The following is a 14,714-nucleotide window of genomic DNA, read 5'->3' as shown; positions in this document are numbered from 1 at the left end:
GCCGGTATAGGTGGCGCGCCGCGAACCCGATCCAGAGACACCTCTGTTGACAGGGGGCTGCGGCCAGCCAGTTCGCCGTCGTTAGAAGATAGAGTGAAACGCAAACGTTTCATTTCGATGTCAGTTTGAGTCTGTTGCTGAGATCGGCGGCGCAGGCCGGAGCGGACGCCTTTTATTCGGGTCTGGTGAGCGGCATTGACCCGTTATGGGGCAGAGGTACGCTCGAAGTCCGACAGCCTCACGTCGAGCATCTTGATGCCCAGGCGGTGGACGGTCATCTTAATCAGCTGGTGTTCCAACGCCGGAGCAAACCAGAAGTCTGCCACCCGGGATTTTTTTGGGTGGGTCTGGCGCAGATGATGGGTTCGGTAGGCATGTCCGTTAAATTCGATCTGCTCCTCGCCCAGCCACTGAAAGCGGTAGTCCCGGGTTTCATCGCCCCAGGTGTAATCGGCAAACAGATCCTGGCGCTGGCGCTCGGCATCCAGTGCCAGGTTCTGCAGCATGGTGGCGGCGCCCTGGCTGGCCGGGGGGTGCTCCTCATAAACCAGGGGGGAGCCATCCTTGTTGACGGCCATCAGGCCGTCCGGGGTTCGGTTGGCCTGATAGTCATCACGGGAGAACCAGCCGGAAACCGAGGCATCGAAGGAGAGCGTCTGCCAGCGCCCCTGTTGCCAACTGAGTACGCTGCGGTTGTCTACCTTACCTCCCAGCAGGCAGAACTTCCCCTTGCTGAGCAGTTGATACTGGCTACCGTCATCGACCAACTGCTGCCAGCCACCGCCGCAGGGCAGCCCTTTGCTGGTGGCCTGGTAGTGGGCGATAAAGGGCGCCGGTTGCTGGGCCTGTAGGGACGGTGCCAGTAACAGGCCGATTAACAGCAACCGGTGTAACGGTCGATTACTCTTCTCTGGGGTGGCGTTCAATGTAATTCAGGGCTCGGGTTAGGGCTTCATCGACGTTTTTTTGCATCGCCACCAGCTCATCACTGGAGGCGTAGGCGCTGAGGTCCACCCGGTGGCGGAAGTAGCGGCAGGGCATCTGGTTCAGTGTCAGGCAGAACAGGTCGGCTAACTGGCTGCGGGTGAACTGTTCGGCCAGTTTACGGTCGGTGACCGTCTGCTCCAGCAAAATTTCGTAATAATTTCTGATGTCCGCATCCATGTCATACTCCTTTATAGCAGTTCCAGCGCAGCGTCGAACAGCTGCCGGTGCCTGTGGGTCAAGGCCTCGGGGTCGCGATCGTAGCCGCCACCAATGACGCAGGCGACCGGTAGATTGTTGTTCAGACAATAGGATAGTACCAGCTGTTCCCGCCGACGTAATCCTCTATTACTGATACTCAGGTGCCCCAATCTGTCCTGATGGTGAACATCGACACCGGCATCGTAGATCAGCAGGTCCGGCTGGTGAAGGCGGGTGACCAGCGCCAGTGCCTCACTGACGCTCTGCAGGTAATCGTCGTCCTGGCAGCCTCTGGCCAGACCAAAATCGAAGTCGGAGCGTTGCTTGCGGCTGGGAAAATTGCTGTCGCAGTGCACCGAGCAACTGATGATCTCCGGCCGGCTCTGGCACAGGGCGGCGGTGCCGTCACCCTGATGGACATCGAGATCGAAGATCACCACCTTATGGATCGCTGGCCTGGTCAGGGCGACTTCGGCGGCGATGACCAAGTCGTTGAAAACGCAGTAGCCGCTGCCAAAATCATAGTGGGCGTGGTGGTAGCCGCCGGACAGGTGCAGGGCGATGCCCTGCTCCAACGCCAGCTCTGTGGTGAGTACGGTGCCGCCCACCGAAGTCAGGGTACGGGTGACCAGCGCCTCGCTCCAGGGAAAACCCATCCGCTTCAGCGGTGCGGCGGCGATGCGATTGCCAAGAAATTGGTGCAGGTACTCCGGGTGGTGGCAGCGTTCAATCTGGGCCAGTGGCGCCGCATCGGGTTGGTGCCAGCGCAGCTTGTGCTGCTGCGGATGGCGCTGCAGCTGCTGATACAGGTGTTGGTACTTGGTGATGGGAAAGCCGTGGTTCTGTGGCAGCACCAACTGGGAGTAGCAGGGGTGATAGACGCAATGGATCATGATGCAAAAAGGGGCCGCTGCCGGCCCCTCCCGGGTTACATGTTCTGGATGGCCCAGCTCATGAAATCCTTGCGGGTCTTTTCATCGGCTTGTTGCCACCAGTATTTCAGCATCATTTGCGGATTGGTGACGTCGTCGCCCTGCATATTGACCTGAGGCTGCGCGCCGCTGGTCACACTGGCGGCACCGGTTGCTACTGCGGCGCCCGGAGCCGTTGCGGCGATCACCTTCTGCTTGGCCTCCTGCTCGGGAGACAGGCCCTTGTTGAGGGCGTCGAAGATGGTTTCCTGTTTGACCGCGGTCATCTCAACCTTGTAAGTGACGGCCTGGCCATTCTCCTGGGTCACGTTCAGTACCGGCTTCTGGGCGAAGGCTTTAGCCTGATCCAGATCCCGAATTACCTCGTGGGGGCGCACCTTGTATTCGCCATCGCTGTCGATGGTGATGTGCAGCAGGAAGGGGTCGGAGCTGACCCGCTGGTGACCATCACCAAAGGGTTCTTCCACCAGATCTTTGTAGATCAGGGCGATAGTGTGGTCGCCCTTTTCCAACTCAATCTCATCTTTATGGCTGAAAAAGTTGGATTTTACTTCCTGACCATTGACCGCAATAAACTCAAATGACAGTGGAATGTTCAGTTCTGCAGCCAGGCTGCCAAAGCTCATTCCCCCGGCGATCATTGCCGCCAATACCGAGGCTTTATTCATCCTGCGCTCCTTTTATCTGTGCCCGCGCTTTTCAAGCTGAGCGATACGTTCTTCAATATAAGTCATAGCCTGGCGACATTGGCCAAGCCGTTTGTGGGTTGCCAGAATATCATTCTGTAGTTTGATTTTTTCTTGTCCTTGATGCAAATCCAGTTTTTGCTCAAGTTCACGGATCTTTTGCTCTAGCCGGCTGGCCCAGTTCTGGTGTTTTCGCAGCTCGGCGTAGGCGCTGTTGCTGTTACTCATGACTGATTGGGCGATCCACTGGTACTGGCTGTGGGGCCGCTGCTGCCACTGGCGGCGACTTTTGAATTTGGTGCCGGCCACCTGAACGCCGGTGGCGGCCATGGCTTGATTGACCGCCTGATAGCGATCACTGAACTGCTGGCACAGGTATTCGAAGGTGGCTTCGGACCCGGGGTGTCGGGATAGCCGCTCCAGGGCCGTCATGTCCTTTTCCATCTGGGCGATGCACTGACTCAGCGAGGCGCCGGTTTGCTCAAACAGCCCCTGGTGGAATCGATGGCTGTGGTTGAGGGCCTTTTCCGTGCTTTGATTCAGCTGGCGGTCGTAGTCCTGAACCTGCTGTTTGAGCTGGGCAAAGCGCTGGCGCAGCAACTGCATCAAGTCATTTTGACGACGAAAACTCATAGCCAGGCTTCCAGGGCCAGTTTGCCGGCGATGATCAGCACCATGGTGATGAACACCGGCCGAATGAACTTGCTGCCGAAGCGGATGGCGGAGTGGGCGCCGATCCAGGCGCCGGCCATCAGGCAGATGCCCATGGCGATGCCGATGCCGAAGTGGACGTGTCCCAGGGCAATGAAAAAGCCCAGAGAGGTGGCGTTGCTGACAAAGTTCATGCTTCTGGCCAATCCTGAAGAGAGCAGGATGTTCATCTTGTACAGCACCATGGAGGAGACGGTCCAGAAAGCGCCGGTACCGGGGCCGGCAAAGCCGTCGTAGAAACCCAGTCCCAGCCCCTGGCTCCATTGTTTGATTTTTAGCCCCAGAGTGCGCTCGGGCAGACCCTGATGTTCGTCGCAAGGGCTGGGTGCGCACAGGGTGTACAGGGCGATGGCCACAATCACCAGAGGCAACAGCCGATTCAGCAGGTCGGCGGAAAACTGATCCACTGCCAGGGTGCCGGCGGCGGCGCCGATGAAGGTGGCGATAAAGGACTTACGCCAGAAGCCTGGGTTAAACAGTTGCTTGCGATAATAGGTCCAACTGGCGGTCAGGGAGCCAAAGCTGGCGGCCAGTTTGTTGGTGCCCAGTGCCAGGTGGGGAGGCAGCCCGGCAGTCAGCAGCGCAGGAATGGTCAGCAGGCCACCACCACCGGCTACGGCATCGATGAAGCCGGCGGCAAAGGCCACTGCCGACAGCAGCAGCATCAAGTTCAGGTCTAAACCCAGTTCAATCATTTGGCTATCAATATTCTATATGGCGACGGTAGGGGGGCAGGGAGTCCAGCAGTGAGCTGCCGTAGCGCTTGGTAACCAGGCGCCGATCCAGAATGGAGATTCTGCCGTAGTCGGTTTCGTTTCGAAGCAGACGACCGCAGGACTGTACCAGTTTTTTGGCCGCATCGGGAACTGCCAGTTGCAAAAAAGGGTTGCCGCCTTTGGATTTGATGTACTCCGCGTGGGCCTGTTCCACCGGTGACGTGGGGACCGCAAACGGCAAGCGGGTGATGATCAGGTTGGTGAGGTACTCACCGGGCAGATCCAGACCCTCGGAAAAACTGCTGGTGCCAAACAGGATGGAGACCTTGCCGTCATCGACGCGCTGTCGGTGTTCGGCGATCAGCTCGGAACGGGCTTTTTCACCCTGTACCAGGATCGGCAGTTTCTTGTGCATCCTCAGGGTGTCCGCCACCGCTTCCATCTGCCGGTAGGAGGTAAACAGCACCAAACTGGCGGTTTGCTCCTCCAGCAGTTCGGGGATGGTTTTTATCAGCATGTCACCAAAGCGGTCGTCGCTGGGCTCCACGCTGACTTTGGGCAGAAACAGGGTGGCGCTCTGCTGGTAATCGAAGGGGGAGGGCAGGGCGGTGTAGCGGGTGCCGTCGTTGTTGCGCAGCCCCACCTGATGGCGATAGTGATCGAAACTGCCCAGGGCCATCAGCGTAGCCGATAACAGGGCGACGCCGGCGGCCTTGCTCCACAGCATCTCCTCCAGCATAAAGCCGATCTCAATGGGGGAGGTGCACACCAGGTAGTCGGCGCGTTGCTGATACTCCACCCGCTCTATCCAGCGGGCCAGCGGTGCGCCGCTGCTGGGGGTTTCACGGGCCATCATAAGCCACAGCTGCGACAGTCCCTCCAGGCGTTGCAGATGAAAGCCGATGTCGGCCACCAGGGGTTCAGCCTGCCAGCCTTTGATCTCGCCGTCTTTGACCGATTCCATCAGCTGCTGCTGCAGCTTGGTCAGGCGTTTCAGGGCCTGATTGGTGGCTAGCTTAAGGTTGTCCGCCAGGGTGATCAGTACCGGCGGCAGTTCGCCGCCTTCGAAACGGTGCCTGAGTTCCGGGTTGTCGAAGATGGCCGGATTGGCTTCACAGAAATCCACCACCTGACCAAGGCCGTCACCAATGGCCTCGATGTCGCTGGTGAGTTCGGTGGCCTGGTTGGTCGCACGATCGCTGCGCAGCTCCCGGGCCAGTTTGTGGGCGGACTTTTCCAATTTGCCCAGCCAGTCGGCGGTGCTTTTCATGTTAGCGCTGGCGGCGGAGAAGTCCCGGGTGACCTGAGGCAGGTGGTGGGCCTCATCGATGATGTAGTACATGCTGTCGGGGTCGGGCAGAATCTTGCCGCCCCCCAGTTCGAGATCCGCCAGCAGCAGGCTGTGGTTGACAATCAACACGTCCCAGCTGTCCATGTCGTCACGGCTTTTGTGAAACGGGCAATCCCGGTGGGCGGCCAATTGCTTATTGCAGCTGTGCTTGTCGGAGCCAATCTGTTGCCACAGGTAATCCGCCACCGGCTCCGGAACGCTGTCCACCTCGCCGTTCCATTTGCCAGTGTGGTAGGCCTGATGCAGTCGTTTCAGCAGGGCGATGTCGGCGCTGGCCGGTTTGCTTTCCCACAGTGCCTGTTGTCCCTGTTCATTATCTCCAGCCTCTCCGGCGAGCAACTCCAGTTTGGACAAACAGACGTAGCGTTGGCGCCCTTTGGCCAGGCCAAATTTAAACGTCATGCCACTGTGGCGCTGCACCAACGGCAGATCTTTGTGCATCAGCTGCTCTTGCAGGGCGACGGTAGCGGTGGCGATGCAGACCTTATTGCCGGACGCCAGCGCCTGAGGAATGGCCCCCAGACAGTAGGCCAGTGACTTACCGGTACCCGTGCCCGCCTGCACCACCATGATGCGGCGCGACTTTTCGTACTCACCGGCCAGGGTTTTGGCGATCTCGGCGATCAGGAAATTCTGTTCCTTGCGACGCACGAAGTTGGGGATCGCTTCCGCAATGCCGTTGTAGGCCTGGCGGGTCATTTTTTTGGTTTTGTCACTGAGCATGCTGCGGCTTTAATGGGGAAAGTCAGCTGTACATAATACCAGTGTTTACGTCAGAATGCCTGCATGACCGATTCAATCCCTTCCCGTGGCTGGTTATTAAGCCGCCATCAGCACAGCGGCCCCGGCGGCCTGTCTCTGGTTTACTGGCTGGCGACCGATTTCGGGCCTTACAGGCTGGAGGTGGCCGGGCAGGGCTTTCTGGGGTTTGTGCCTCAGCACCAGCAAGCGGCATTACGCCAGTGGTTGGCTCCCTGGCCGACCAGCCAGTGGTCGTTGACCGCCATTGAACTGACCAGTTTTGACGATCAACCCCAGTGCGCCCTCTACTGTTATTCCCTGAAGCTGTGGCGGCAGTTGCAGAAATACTGTGCCAGCCGGGCAATTCCGCTGCTGGAGAGTGACGTACGCAGCTGTGACCGATTTTTGATGGAGCGCCGGGTCACCGCCGCGCTGGAGTGGAAACAGGGGCCGCAGGGAGTTCAGATTCGGCCGCTGCAGTGGCGGCCCAGCCTGAAAGTGGTGTCCCTGGATCTGGAGTGCTCCCGTGACGGCGAGCTGTACTCCATAGGCTTGTACGCCGACAGTGACAAGCGGGTATTGATGCGGGGGGCTCCCCGGCCCGGGGCGCCGACGTATCTCTCCTGGTGTGAGGATGAGGCGGAATTGCTGAGGGAGTTGCTGCGCTGGTTTGAGCGTCACGATCCCGATGTCATCATCGGCTGGAATGTGGTGGGCTTTGACCTCAAGTTGTTGCAAAACCGGGCCGGGCACCATGGGATACCACTGACGCTGGGGCGGGGCCAGACCGAACCCAAGTGGCAACAGGATGCCGGGCCAGGGCGCGGCTACGGCCTAGAAGGGCGAGTGGTGCTCGATGGCATCGACTGGTTGAAGGCGGCGTTTTACCACTATGACAGTTACGCTCTGGATAATGTGGCCCGGCTGCTACTGGGGGAGGGCAAGGCGTGTCAGGACAGCGGCAACCGCATGGCCGAGATTGAGCATAACTTTGTCCACGATCCGCTCGCGCTGGCTCACTACAATCTGATGGACTGTGAGTTGGTGTGGCGAATTTTCGACAAACTGGATCTGCTGGCGTTTGCCTGTAGCCGGGCCCAATTGACCGGGCTGGAGATGGACAGGCTCGGCGGTTCGGTCGCGGCGTTCAATAACCTCTATCTGCCCGAGTTGCACCGCGCCGGCTACGTGGCGCCGGATCTGACCGATGCCGAGATTGCTCCCAGCCCGGGGGGCTATGTGATGGACTCGGTACCGGGGCGGTATCGAAATGTGTTGGTGCTGGACTTTAAAAGCCTGTACCCCAGCATTATTCGTACTTTTCTGATTGATCCCATGGGGATGGCAGCGGCGGAGTCTGCGACGGACGAGGATCGTCTGGAGGGTTATCGTGGTGCATTTTTTCATCGGCGTCAGCACCGGTTACCGGCCATCATCGAAACCTTGTGGCAGCAGAGGGAGTTGGCTAAAGCCAATAACGACAAGCCATTGTCCCAGGCCATTAAGATTTTGATGAACTCCTTCTATGGCGTATTGGGGGCGGCGGGTTGCCGCTTCCACGACCCCAAGCTTGCCAGCTCCATCACCATGCGGGGCCATGACATCATGAAAACCACCCGAGCCTGGATTGAGGAAGCGGGCTATGAGGTGATCTATGGGGATACGGACTCCACCTTTGTTCATGTGGGCCAGTGGCGCACGCGGGAGCAAGCCAATGAGATAGGTGTCGGGTTGGTGGCCACCATTAACCGGCGCTGGCAGCAGAAGCTGAAGCAGGAGTCCGGGCTGGAGAGTGTGCTGGAGCTGGAGTTTGAAACCCTGTTTGACCACTTCTTTATGCCAACATTGAGGGGCGCCGAAACCGGCTCGAAGAAGCGCTACGTCGGTGGGGTAATGGAGGGCGACGCGCTTAGGCTGACGTTTAAGGGGATGGAGACCGTGCGCAGCGACTGGACGCCGCTGGCTCGCCAGTTCCAGCAACGGCTCTATCAAAGCTGGTTTGAAGGCAAGCCGGTGGAGGCGCTGATTCGACAGCAGGTTGAGGCATTGATGGCCGGGGAGTGTGACGACCTGCTGGTGTATCGAAAGCGACTCCGACAGCCGCTGGAAAGTTATCGTTCCAGGGGGCCGCACGTCATTGCCGCCGAAAAGGCGAATCAACTGGCTGGGCGGGCTCGTTATCGCAAGGGCAGTCAGATTGCCTACATCATGACTCCTCAGGGCGCAGAACCCGCAGAGGGGGGCGTATTTACACCGGATTACGGCCATTATCTGGAAAAACAGATCCAGCCCATTGTCGAACCGATATTGGCGCATTTAACGCCACCAACGACATTGGAGCGGTTAATTATGGGACAGATGGGGCTGTTTTAAACCGGGTCAATAGTTAATGTGTTGTAAAACTTGTGCGGCTATAGTGATAAAGTTTGTGATTTGGAGGTGTAAAAGACAGATAAATTCAATCTGGCCGCCAAAAGTGTGAGCTTGATCTATATGTGCTTTGAGAAATTCTTGCTAGTCTCGTCTGCCTTCACTGGATGAACGATGCTCGCTACGGATTGGGAGACATATTAAGAATCAGACACACAAAGGTTAGGTAGATGAAAAAGTCACTTCTTGCAGTTGCTGTTCCAGCGTTATTGGCCGCTCAGGCTCAAGCCGTTGAGTTGTATAACGACGGTGTTAACTCCGTTTCCATGGGTGGTCACCTGACCATTCAACTGGATGACAAATCCGGTGATGCGCAAATTAACGATAACATGCCTCGCATTAACCTAGCTTTTGATCGCGATCTGGGCAACGGCTACAAGCTGGACTCCAAAGTAGAAAGCGCCCTGAACATGGATTCCAGCGGCGAAACTTTCACTAACCGTCTGGGTTACATCGGTGTTTCCCACGAAGACTACGGTCGTGTGTCTGCCGGTAAGCAATGGTCTACCTACTACGATGTGGCCGTTGTTACTGATTACCCATACTCCTTCTGGGCCGATCACCTGGGTGTATACTCCTTTGGTAAAGACGGCGGCGAGTCCGGCCTGGGTCGTGCCGACAAGGCGCTGCAGTACCATAACACTCTGAGCCTGGGCGATGCCGGCGACCTGACCCTGGGTCTGCAGTGGCAGGGTGCCAACGGTGGACTGGATGACCGCATGGGCGGCAGCCTGGTTTACGCTGTGGGTCAGTTCACTCTGGGCGCAGCCTACTACGGCGGTGACGTTGACGGCACTTTCGATGCCAGCAGCAGCGTGCAACTGGCTGATGGCGAAAGCATCGAAGCGACCATCGTTTCTGCCAGCTACGGCACCTGGGGCAAAGGTTTCTACGGCGCGGTTGCCTACATGCAAGGTGACAACGTTGAAGCGGGCTACCGCTTCGAAGGTGAGTCTGAAGGCTTGGAGAGCATCATCTCCTACGGCTTTGAGAACAGTGCCAAGATCTACACCTCTTACCGTTTCGTGAAGTCCGATGAAGTGATCGCCGAACTGGGTCGCAAGTTCGACGAGCAGGATCTGGTTACCGGTATCGCCTACAGCCTGACCAGCAACGTTGAAACCTTCGGTGAATACCGACTGGGTCTGGGTGATGACAATGATGACAACGCTTTTGCCATCGGTATCCGTTACTACCTGTAATCCCTGACGGGATTCCAGAAGAGAAAGCCACCGCTTGCGGTGGCTTTTTTTGATCTTATTGCTGGCCGTTTTGTGAAAAATGAGGAGCAGTATGACTGGGCTGTATTCAAGAGGTAGTAAATAAACGGTCCACTTTTCATACATAGGTGAATTAGTCGACTATGCTTACTTTGGTTGCTCGCTAGTTTATGTCATTTTTTTGTTATTTCTTTTGTTTGTTAAATGTTGTCATTAATTGGCGGTGATTGAATTTTGAACACTTCTGTGTCGAAATTGTTATGAATGATCAATTTGAACGCCTGTGGCGTTTTTTTTGCCTTTAATGGTTTTGTGTTCTGCTTTTTTGGCGCCCTTGTGGTGCCTTTGTCTACCCTCTCCCGATCTCACTTCTTTTTGAATCTCCTTTCTGTGTCTGTCTCGTGACATTGGGGTTGCGCATTTGTTACGGCATTGATTAGTATCTTGCTTGCAATGGGGCCAGCCCCAAGCCGCAGTGTCAGATAGGAAAAACTGACGTGACGGACAAAACAATAAACACATTGATGTGTCTAGGGAGATAAACATGCAAAGCAGCATCGTTTCAAAAGCTGTTCGATTAGCAATGATTACCAGTGCTTCCGCTGCAGCCTTGACTGCTCCGGCTGTCTGGGCTGAAGAAGAAGAAGTAGAGCGCATTGAGGTTACCGGTTCCCGCATTAAGCGTGCCGACATCGAAGGTGCCAGCCCTGTTTCCGTAATTACCGCAGAACAACTACAAGCAACCGGTATTGTTAAAGTTTCTGACGCACTGCAACAGTTGAGTGCGGCCCAGGGCGGCATCACCACCGCCGTAAACAACGGCGGTGACGGTAAGCTGTCTGTTGATCTGCGTGGTCTGGGTGCCAAGCGTACCCTGATTCTGGTTAACGGTCGCCGGTTCGTGAACTCCGGTACCGGTGCCGACAACTCCGTGGATTTGAACAACATCCCTGTTTCCATGGTGAAGCGCATTGAAGTCCTGAAGGATGGTGCGTCGGCTGTATACGGTTCTGATGCCATTGCCGGTGTAATCAACGTTATCACCAAGAATGACTTTGAAGGCTTCGAGTTCTCCGCCCAGTACGGTGAAACTACCGAAGGCGATGGTGATGAGTACGAGTTGAGCGCCACCTTCGGCTCCAACTTTGACAAGGGTAACGTTGTCGTTAACGTGGGTTACTACAACCGTGGCGAAGTTCGTCAGGGCGACCGTTCTTTCTCCCAGTGTCCTCTGGCCGAGAACGCCGATGGTACCTACTGTGCCGGTTCGGCCAACTCCATCGGTATGGGCGCGTTTGTTAATGGCAGCGAAGGCCTGGCCATCGGTTCCGACGGTAACTTCTTCGGTTACATCGGCGATACCAAGGTCACCGATCCTAACTCAGAAGATCCGGATGCCACCACCTACGAGATCTTCGACCAGGCGGGCACCGCCATTGGTTTCCTGTCTGACGATGGCGTTAGCGCCTACGAGCCTTGGCTGCAGTTTGAGCCAGGCGGTGATGGCTCCTCTTCCGACAAGGGCTACCACCCATTTACCTCTGCAGACCGTTACAACTACGCGGCAGTGAGTTATCTGTCGACTCCGGCAGAGCGTGCTAACTTCTCCGTAAACGGCACCTACGAATTTAACGATGATCTGCGCTTCATCAGCGAGAACAGCTTCGTATGGCGTCACTCCAATCAGCAGATGGCCCCTCAGCCAATCAACTACACGCTGAATAACTGGACCCTGCCTGCGGACTACCCTTATGCGCAGAACTACACCTTCCTGCCAGACGGCATCACTGCCGGCACCATCAACCCGGTAACCGGTGAAGCGGTAACCGGTCAGGATCTGCTGTGGCCTCTGCGTCGTATGACCGAAGTGGGTCCACGGATCTTTGAGCAGACCGTTTACACCTGGCGTACCGTGGTTGGCTTTGAAGGTACCCTGGCCGATGAGTGGATGTGGGGCGTGTCTTACATGGCCGGACGTAACGATGCCAAAGACGTCTCTCACAACTACATCAACATGGATCGTGTGGTTAAGTCTGTTACCGATAACTGTGAAGGCGTCAGCCCGGACGGTACCGGTAATAGCCCGGATGCGCCTTGTATCAACTACTTCGGTGAAGGTTCGCTGACGCCTGACGATGTGAAGTACATCGCTTATACCGATCAGGGTACCGGCTTTAACCAGCAGGAGATCATCGAAGCGCACATCGCCGGTGATGCGTTCGAACTGCCAGCTGGTGCGGTGGGGATCGCTGCGGGTATCGAGCACCGTCGTGAAAGTGCCGGTTTCCAGCCTGACGCACTGACCGTTGCCGGTTTGGGTTCGGGTAACGCTCAGGATCCAACGTCCGGTCGTTACGACGTTTCTGAAGCCTTCGTTGAATTCGCGATTCCTGTTGTGGCTGATGCCGGCTTCATCGAGAACTTCGATGTGGAAGCCGCCGTCCGTTACTCTGATTACAGCACCTTCGGCAACGACACCAACTACAAGATTGGTGCCACTCTGCGCACTGCTGGTGGCCTGATGCTGCGCTCCGTAGCCTCTACAGCGTTCCGTGCGCCTACCGTGAGCGAGCTGTTCGGTGGTCAGTCGGATTCTTACGAGAACTATGCTGATCCTTGTAGCAACGCTGATGCCAATGCAACGGTGAAGGCCAACTGTATTGCCGACGGTGTGACTCCGGGTACGCCTCAGCAGAACCAGCAGACCCGAGCCAAGGTGGGGGGTAACCCAGATCTGCAGGCGGAAACTGCCGACACCTTTACCGTAGGTCTGGTGTATGAGCCAACCTTCATCGAAAACCTGAGCATGACCATCGATTACTATGACATCGAGATTGAAGATGCCATCAGTAACGTTGATGTGAACACCAAGGTGAATGTTTGCTATAACGATGCCAATGGTGGTGTTGACGGTACCGGTACCTTCTGTAGCGACATCGGCCGCGACGCGGTAGGTCAGATTGACGGTGTTATCGCCACTCTGGAAAACGTTGCCAACATCCAAACCAGCGGTCTGGATTTCAACGTGGCCTATAACTTCGACGCAGCAGGCCTGGAGTGGCGCGTAGATTACGAGTCCACCTACCTGCTGGAGTACGATTTCACTCCTTATGCCGGTGCCGATCCGTTTGACTACGTTGGTCAGGTGTTCTCCTCTGGTGGTTCCTACGTTGAGTGGAAGCACTCCTTCAACGCCGCTGTCCGTGGTGACTCCTGGTCCTTTAACTACCAGATGCGTTACTTGGAAGGCCTGGATCGTTTCGAAGCCGACCCTGGCAATCCTAAGCTGGGTGACAGCACCGATGCGGTTATGTACCACGATATCTCCGGTAGCTACTTCATCAACGATTACGTAACCGTAACCGCAGGTATCGACAACCTGTTTGACGAAGAGCCTCCATACGTCACCAACGGTATCGACGGTAACACGGATACCTATACCTACGACGTACTGGGCAGCCGTTGGTATGTTCAGACCATCGTTAAGTTCTAAACTCTGAGTCGCCTCAGATAACAGAACACAGTGAAGGCCACCCTGAGGATTCAGGGTGGCCTTTTTAATGGGGGGCGACAATCTACCCCTGTTGTCGGATATGAAAAGCCAATCGGGCTGTTATATAGTAGTGGCCTGTGAGATGACCCAGGGAGTGGGGACCACTCCAGACCGATGGGTCAGGTCATCCGGACGTCAGTATTCAGGGAAGTATTATGAGTCAATTGCAGCTATTTCCGGCCTTTGCCGTGCCGATGGCGACCGCCAATCTGGAGGGAGCCGAACAGCTAAACTCCCAACTTAAAAAACGTTTCTTTGAGCTGGAGCAGGCTGGCTTTGAAGAGACGCACACCCCGACCACCCGGGTTAACATCTTTGAAAGCAACATGGATCTGTTTACCCTGCAGGATCCGTCACTGCAACAACTCAGGCTGTTTTGTCTCTCCTCGATCATGTCCATTGTTGCCAGTACCACTCGCAAGAGTGCCGATGAGATGCGACAGCTGAAATTGAAAAATCATGCCTGGTTCCACATTACTCGTAAGCATGGTTACATCGCCTACCACAACCACCCATTGGCGTCCTGGTCGGCGGTGTATTACGTGGATGTTGGCCAGCCTGACCCGGACTATCCGGAGTCGGGTCAGATCCGTTTTTTTCACCCCAGTTCCTCTAACCAGATGTTTATGGATGCGGGTAACACCAGCTTCTCAGCGCCCTTTCATCAAGGAACTCTCTCTTTTGAGCCTAAACCCGGCCAGTTGCTGATTTTCCCCTCTTATCTGATGCATGAAGTGGCACCGTTCATGGGCCAGGGCGAGCGAATCTGTGTGGCTATGAACTGCTGGTTTGAATAGTCGCCATCTTCAGTGGAACCCGGAATGCTGCAGCCTGAACTGCAATAAATTATTCGGATATCAATCACCCGAAATGGGGAGTGTTGGCGGTTGGGACCCGGGGGCGGTGAGTTTCCCCGTGTTCGAAAAGCAGGGTAAATGGCAGCGATACGGGAGCGTTTGCCGAGGGGAATCTTCGCCAAAAGCCGAGACCAACACCGGGATATAACTCTGCGTGAGACCGGGTTGGAAAAATTTAGTTACATCAACAGCTAACTATGAGGCAACGTTATCAATTCATCAGCATCAAAGATGGTGAAACCCCCCTCTTAAATGGTGATGCCGATTTCGTTTATGTAAACAGATTTGGTGGAATCATCATCTACATATCCTGCATCGGCGATATATTATGC

At 56.1% G+C, this 14,714-nt stretch carries 11 protein-coding genes; 4 read left to right on the top strand and 7 right to left on the bottom strand.

What is annotated here, in order from left to right:
• Positions 1-203: 203 nt before the first annotated feature.
• Genes BLT77_RS08600 through dinG form a run of 7 tightly spaced genes read right to left on the bottom strand, consistent with a single transcriptional unit; the run spans position 204 to position 6,304 of the window.
• On the bottom strand, positions 204-926 hold the full coding sequence (locus BLT77_RS08600; protein ID WP_176819244.1) for a DUF3108 domain-containing protein: 723 nt from the start codon (positions 924-926) through the stop codon (positions 204-206).
• On the bottom strand, positions 901-1,164 hold the full coding sequence (locus BLT77_RS08595; protein ID WP_090364753.1) for a late competence development ComFB family protein: 264 nt from the start codon (positions 1,162-1,164) through the stop codon (positions 901-903). Before BLT77_RS08595 ends, BLT77_RS08600 begins: the two co-directional genes overlap by 26 nt.
• Before the next feature lie 11 nt (positions 1,165-1,175).
• A complete protein-coding gene (locus tag BLT77_RS08590) occupies positions 1,176-2,078 on the bottom strand; it encodes a histone deacetylase family protein (RefSeq protein WP_090364750.1) in 903 nt (300 codons plus the stop codon).
• 35 nt (positions 2,079-2,113) lie between these two features.
• Positions 2,114-2,785 carry a YccT family protein gene (locus BLT77_RS08585; protein WP_090364748.1) on the bottom strand — a complete coding sequence of 224 codons (672 nt, stop codon included), beginning with the start codon at positions 2,783-2,785 and terminating at the stop codon, positions 2,114-2,116.
• A 12-nt stretch (positions 2,786-2,797) separates the two neighbouring features.
• Positions 2,798-3,436, bottom strand: coding sequence for a primosomal replication protein (locus BLT77_RS08580; RefSeq protein ID WP_090364746.1), 639 nt, complete (start codon positions 3,434-3,436; stop codon positions 2,798-2,800).
• Positions 3,433-4,209, bottom strand: a complete 777-nt coding sequence (locus tag BLT77_RS08575) for a TSUP family transporter (RefSeq protein ID WP_090364744.1) — start codon at positions 4,207-4,209, stop codon at positions 3,433-3,435. Before BLT77_RS08575 ends, BLT77_RS08580 begins: the two co-directional genes overlap by 4 nt.
• Positions 4,210-4,216: 7 nt before the next feature.
• Entirely contained in the window at positions 4,217-6,304 is a 2,088-nt protein-coding gene (gene dinG, locus BLT77_RS08570) for an ATP-dependent DNA helicase DinG (RefSeq protein WP_090364742.1), read from the bottom strand.
• A gap of 63 nt (positions 6,305-6,367) precedes the next feature.
• Here dinG and BLT77_RS08565 point away from each other — a divergent pair, with 63 nt between their 5' ends.
• The 4 genes from BLT77_RS08565 to BLT77_RS08550 all read left to right on the top strand — a co-directional run bounded on the left by BLT77_RS08565 (position 6,368) and on the right by BLT77_RS08550 (position 14,322).
• Positions 6,368-8,695, top strand: a complete 2,328-nt coding sequence (locus BLT77_RS08565) for a DNA polymerase II (protein WP_090364740.1) — start codon at positions 6,368-6,370, stop codon at positions 8,693-8,695.
• A gap of 227 nt (positions 8,696-8,922) precedes the next feature.
• Positions 8,923-9,954 carry a porin gene (locus BLT77_RS08560; RefSeq protein ID WP_143026589.1) on the top strand — a complete coding sequence of 344 codons (1,032 nt, stop codon included), beginning with the start codon at positions 8,923-8,925 and terminating at the stop codon, positions 9,952-9,954.
• Between the two features lie 601 nt (positions 9,955-10,555).
• The gene (locus BLT77_RS08555) at positions 10,556-13,465 is read left to right on the top strand and encodes a TonB-dependent receptor plug domain-containing protein (RefSeq protein WP_176819243.1); all 2,910 of its coding nucleotides are present in this window, start codon (positions 10,556-10,558) and stop codon (positions 13,463-13,465) included.
• A 215-nt stretch (positions 13,466-13,680) separates the two neighbouring features.
• The gene (locus BLT77_RS08550; RefSeq protein ID WP_090364734.1) at positions 13,681-14,322 is read left to right on the top strand and encodes a putative 2OG-Fe(II) oxygenase; all 642 of its coding nucleotides are present in this window, start codon (positions 13,681-13,683) and stop codon (positions 14,320-14,322) included.
• Positions 14,323-14,714 lie beyond the last annotated feature (392 nt).

It is taken from the genome of Ferrimonas sediminum (assembly GCF_900100175.1).
GTDB classification, from domain to species: Bacteria; Pseudomonadota; Gammaproteobacteria; order Enterobacterales; family Shewanellaceae; genus Ferrimonas; species Ferrimonas sediminum.
The sequence above is the reverse complement of the archived record's forward strand: the minus strand, read 5'-3'. Positions and strand labels throughout refer to the sequence as shown.

Coding starts and splice junctions, on each gene's coding strand:
- BLT77_RS08595 (WP_090364753.1), bottom strand. CDS start 1,164: ATGGATGCGGACATCAGAAATTATTACGAAATTTTGCTGGAGCAGACG.
- BLT77_RS08590 (WP_090364750.1), bottom strand. CDS start 2,078: ATGATCCATTGCGTCTATCACCCCTGCTACTCCCAGTTGGTGCTGCCA.
- BLT77_RS08585 (WP_090364748.1), bottom strand. CDS start 2,785: ATGAATAAAGCCTCGGTATTGGCGGCAATGATCGCCGGGGGAATGAGC.
- BLT77_RS08580 (WP_090364746.1), bottom strand. CDS start 3,436: ATGAGTTTTCGTCGTCAAAATGACTTGATGCAGTTGCTGCGCCAGCGC.
- BLT77_RS08575 (WP_090364744.1), bottom strand. CDS start 4,209: ATGATTGAACTGGGTTTAGACCTGAACTTGATGCTGCTGCTGTCGGCA.
- dinG (WP_090364742.1), bottom strand. CDS start 6,304: ATGCTCAGTGACAAAACCAAAAAAATGACCCGCCAGGCCTACAACGGC.
- BLT77_RS08565 (WP_090364740.1), top strand. CDS start 6,368: ATGACCGATTCAATCCCTTCCCGTGGCTGGTTATTAAGCCGCCATCAG.
- BLT77_RS08560 (WP_143026589.1), top strand. CDS start 8,923: ATGAAAAAGTCACTTCTTGCAGTTGCTGTTCCAGCGTTATTGGCCGCT.
- BLT77_RS08555 (WP_176819243.1), top strand. CDS start 10,556: ATGATTACCAGTGCTTCCGCTGCAGCCTTGACTGCTCCGGCTGTCTGG.
- BLT77_RS08550 (WP_090364734.1), top strand. CDS start 13,681: ATGAGTCAATTGCAGCTATTTCCGGCCTTTGCCGTGCCGATGGCGACC.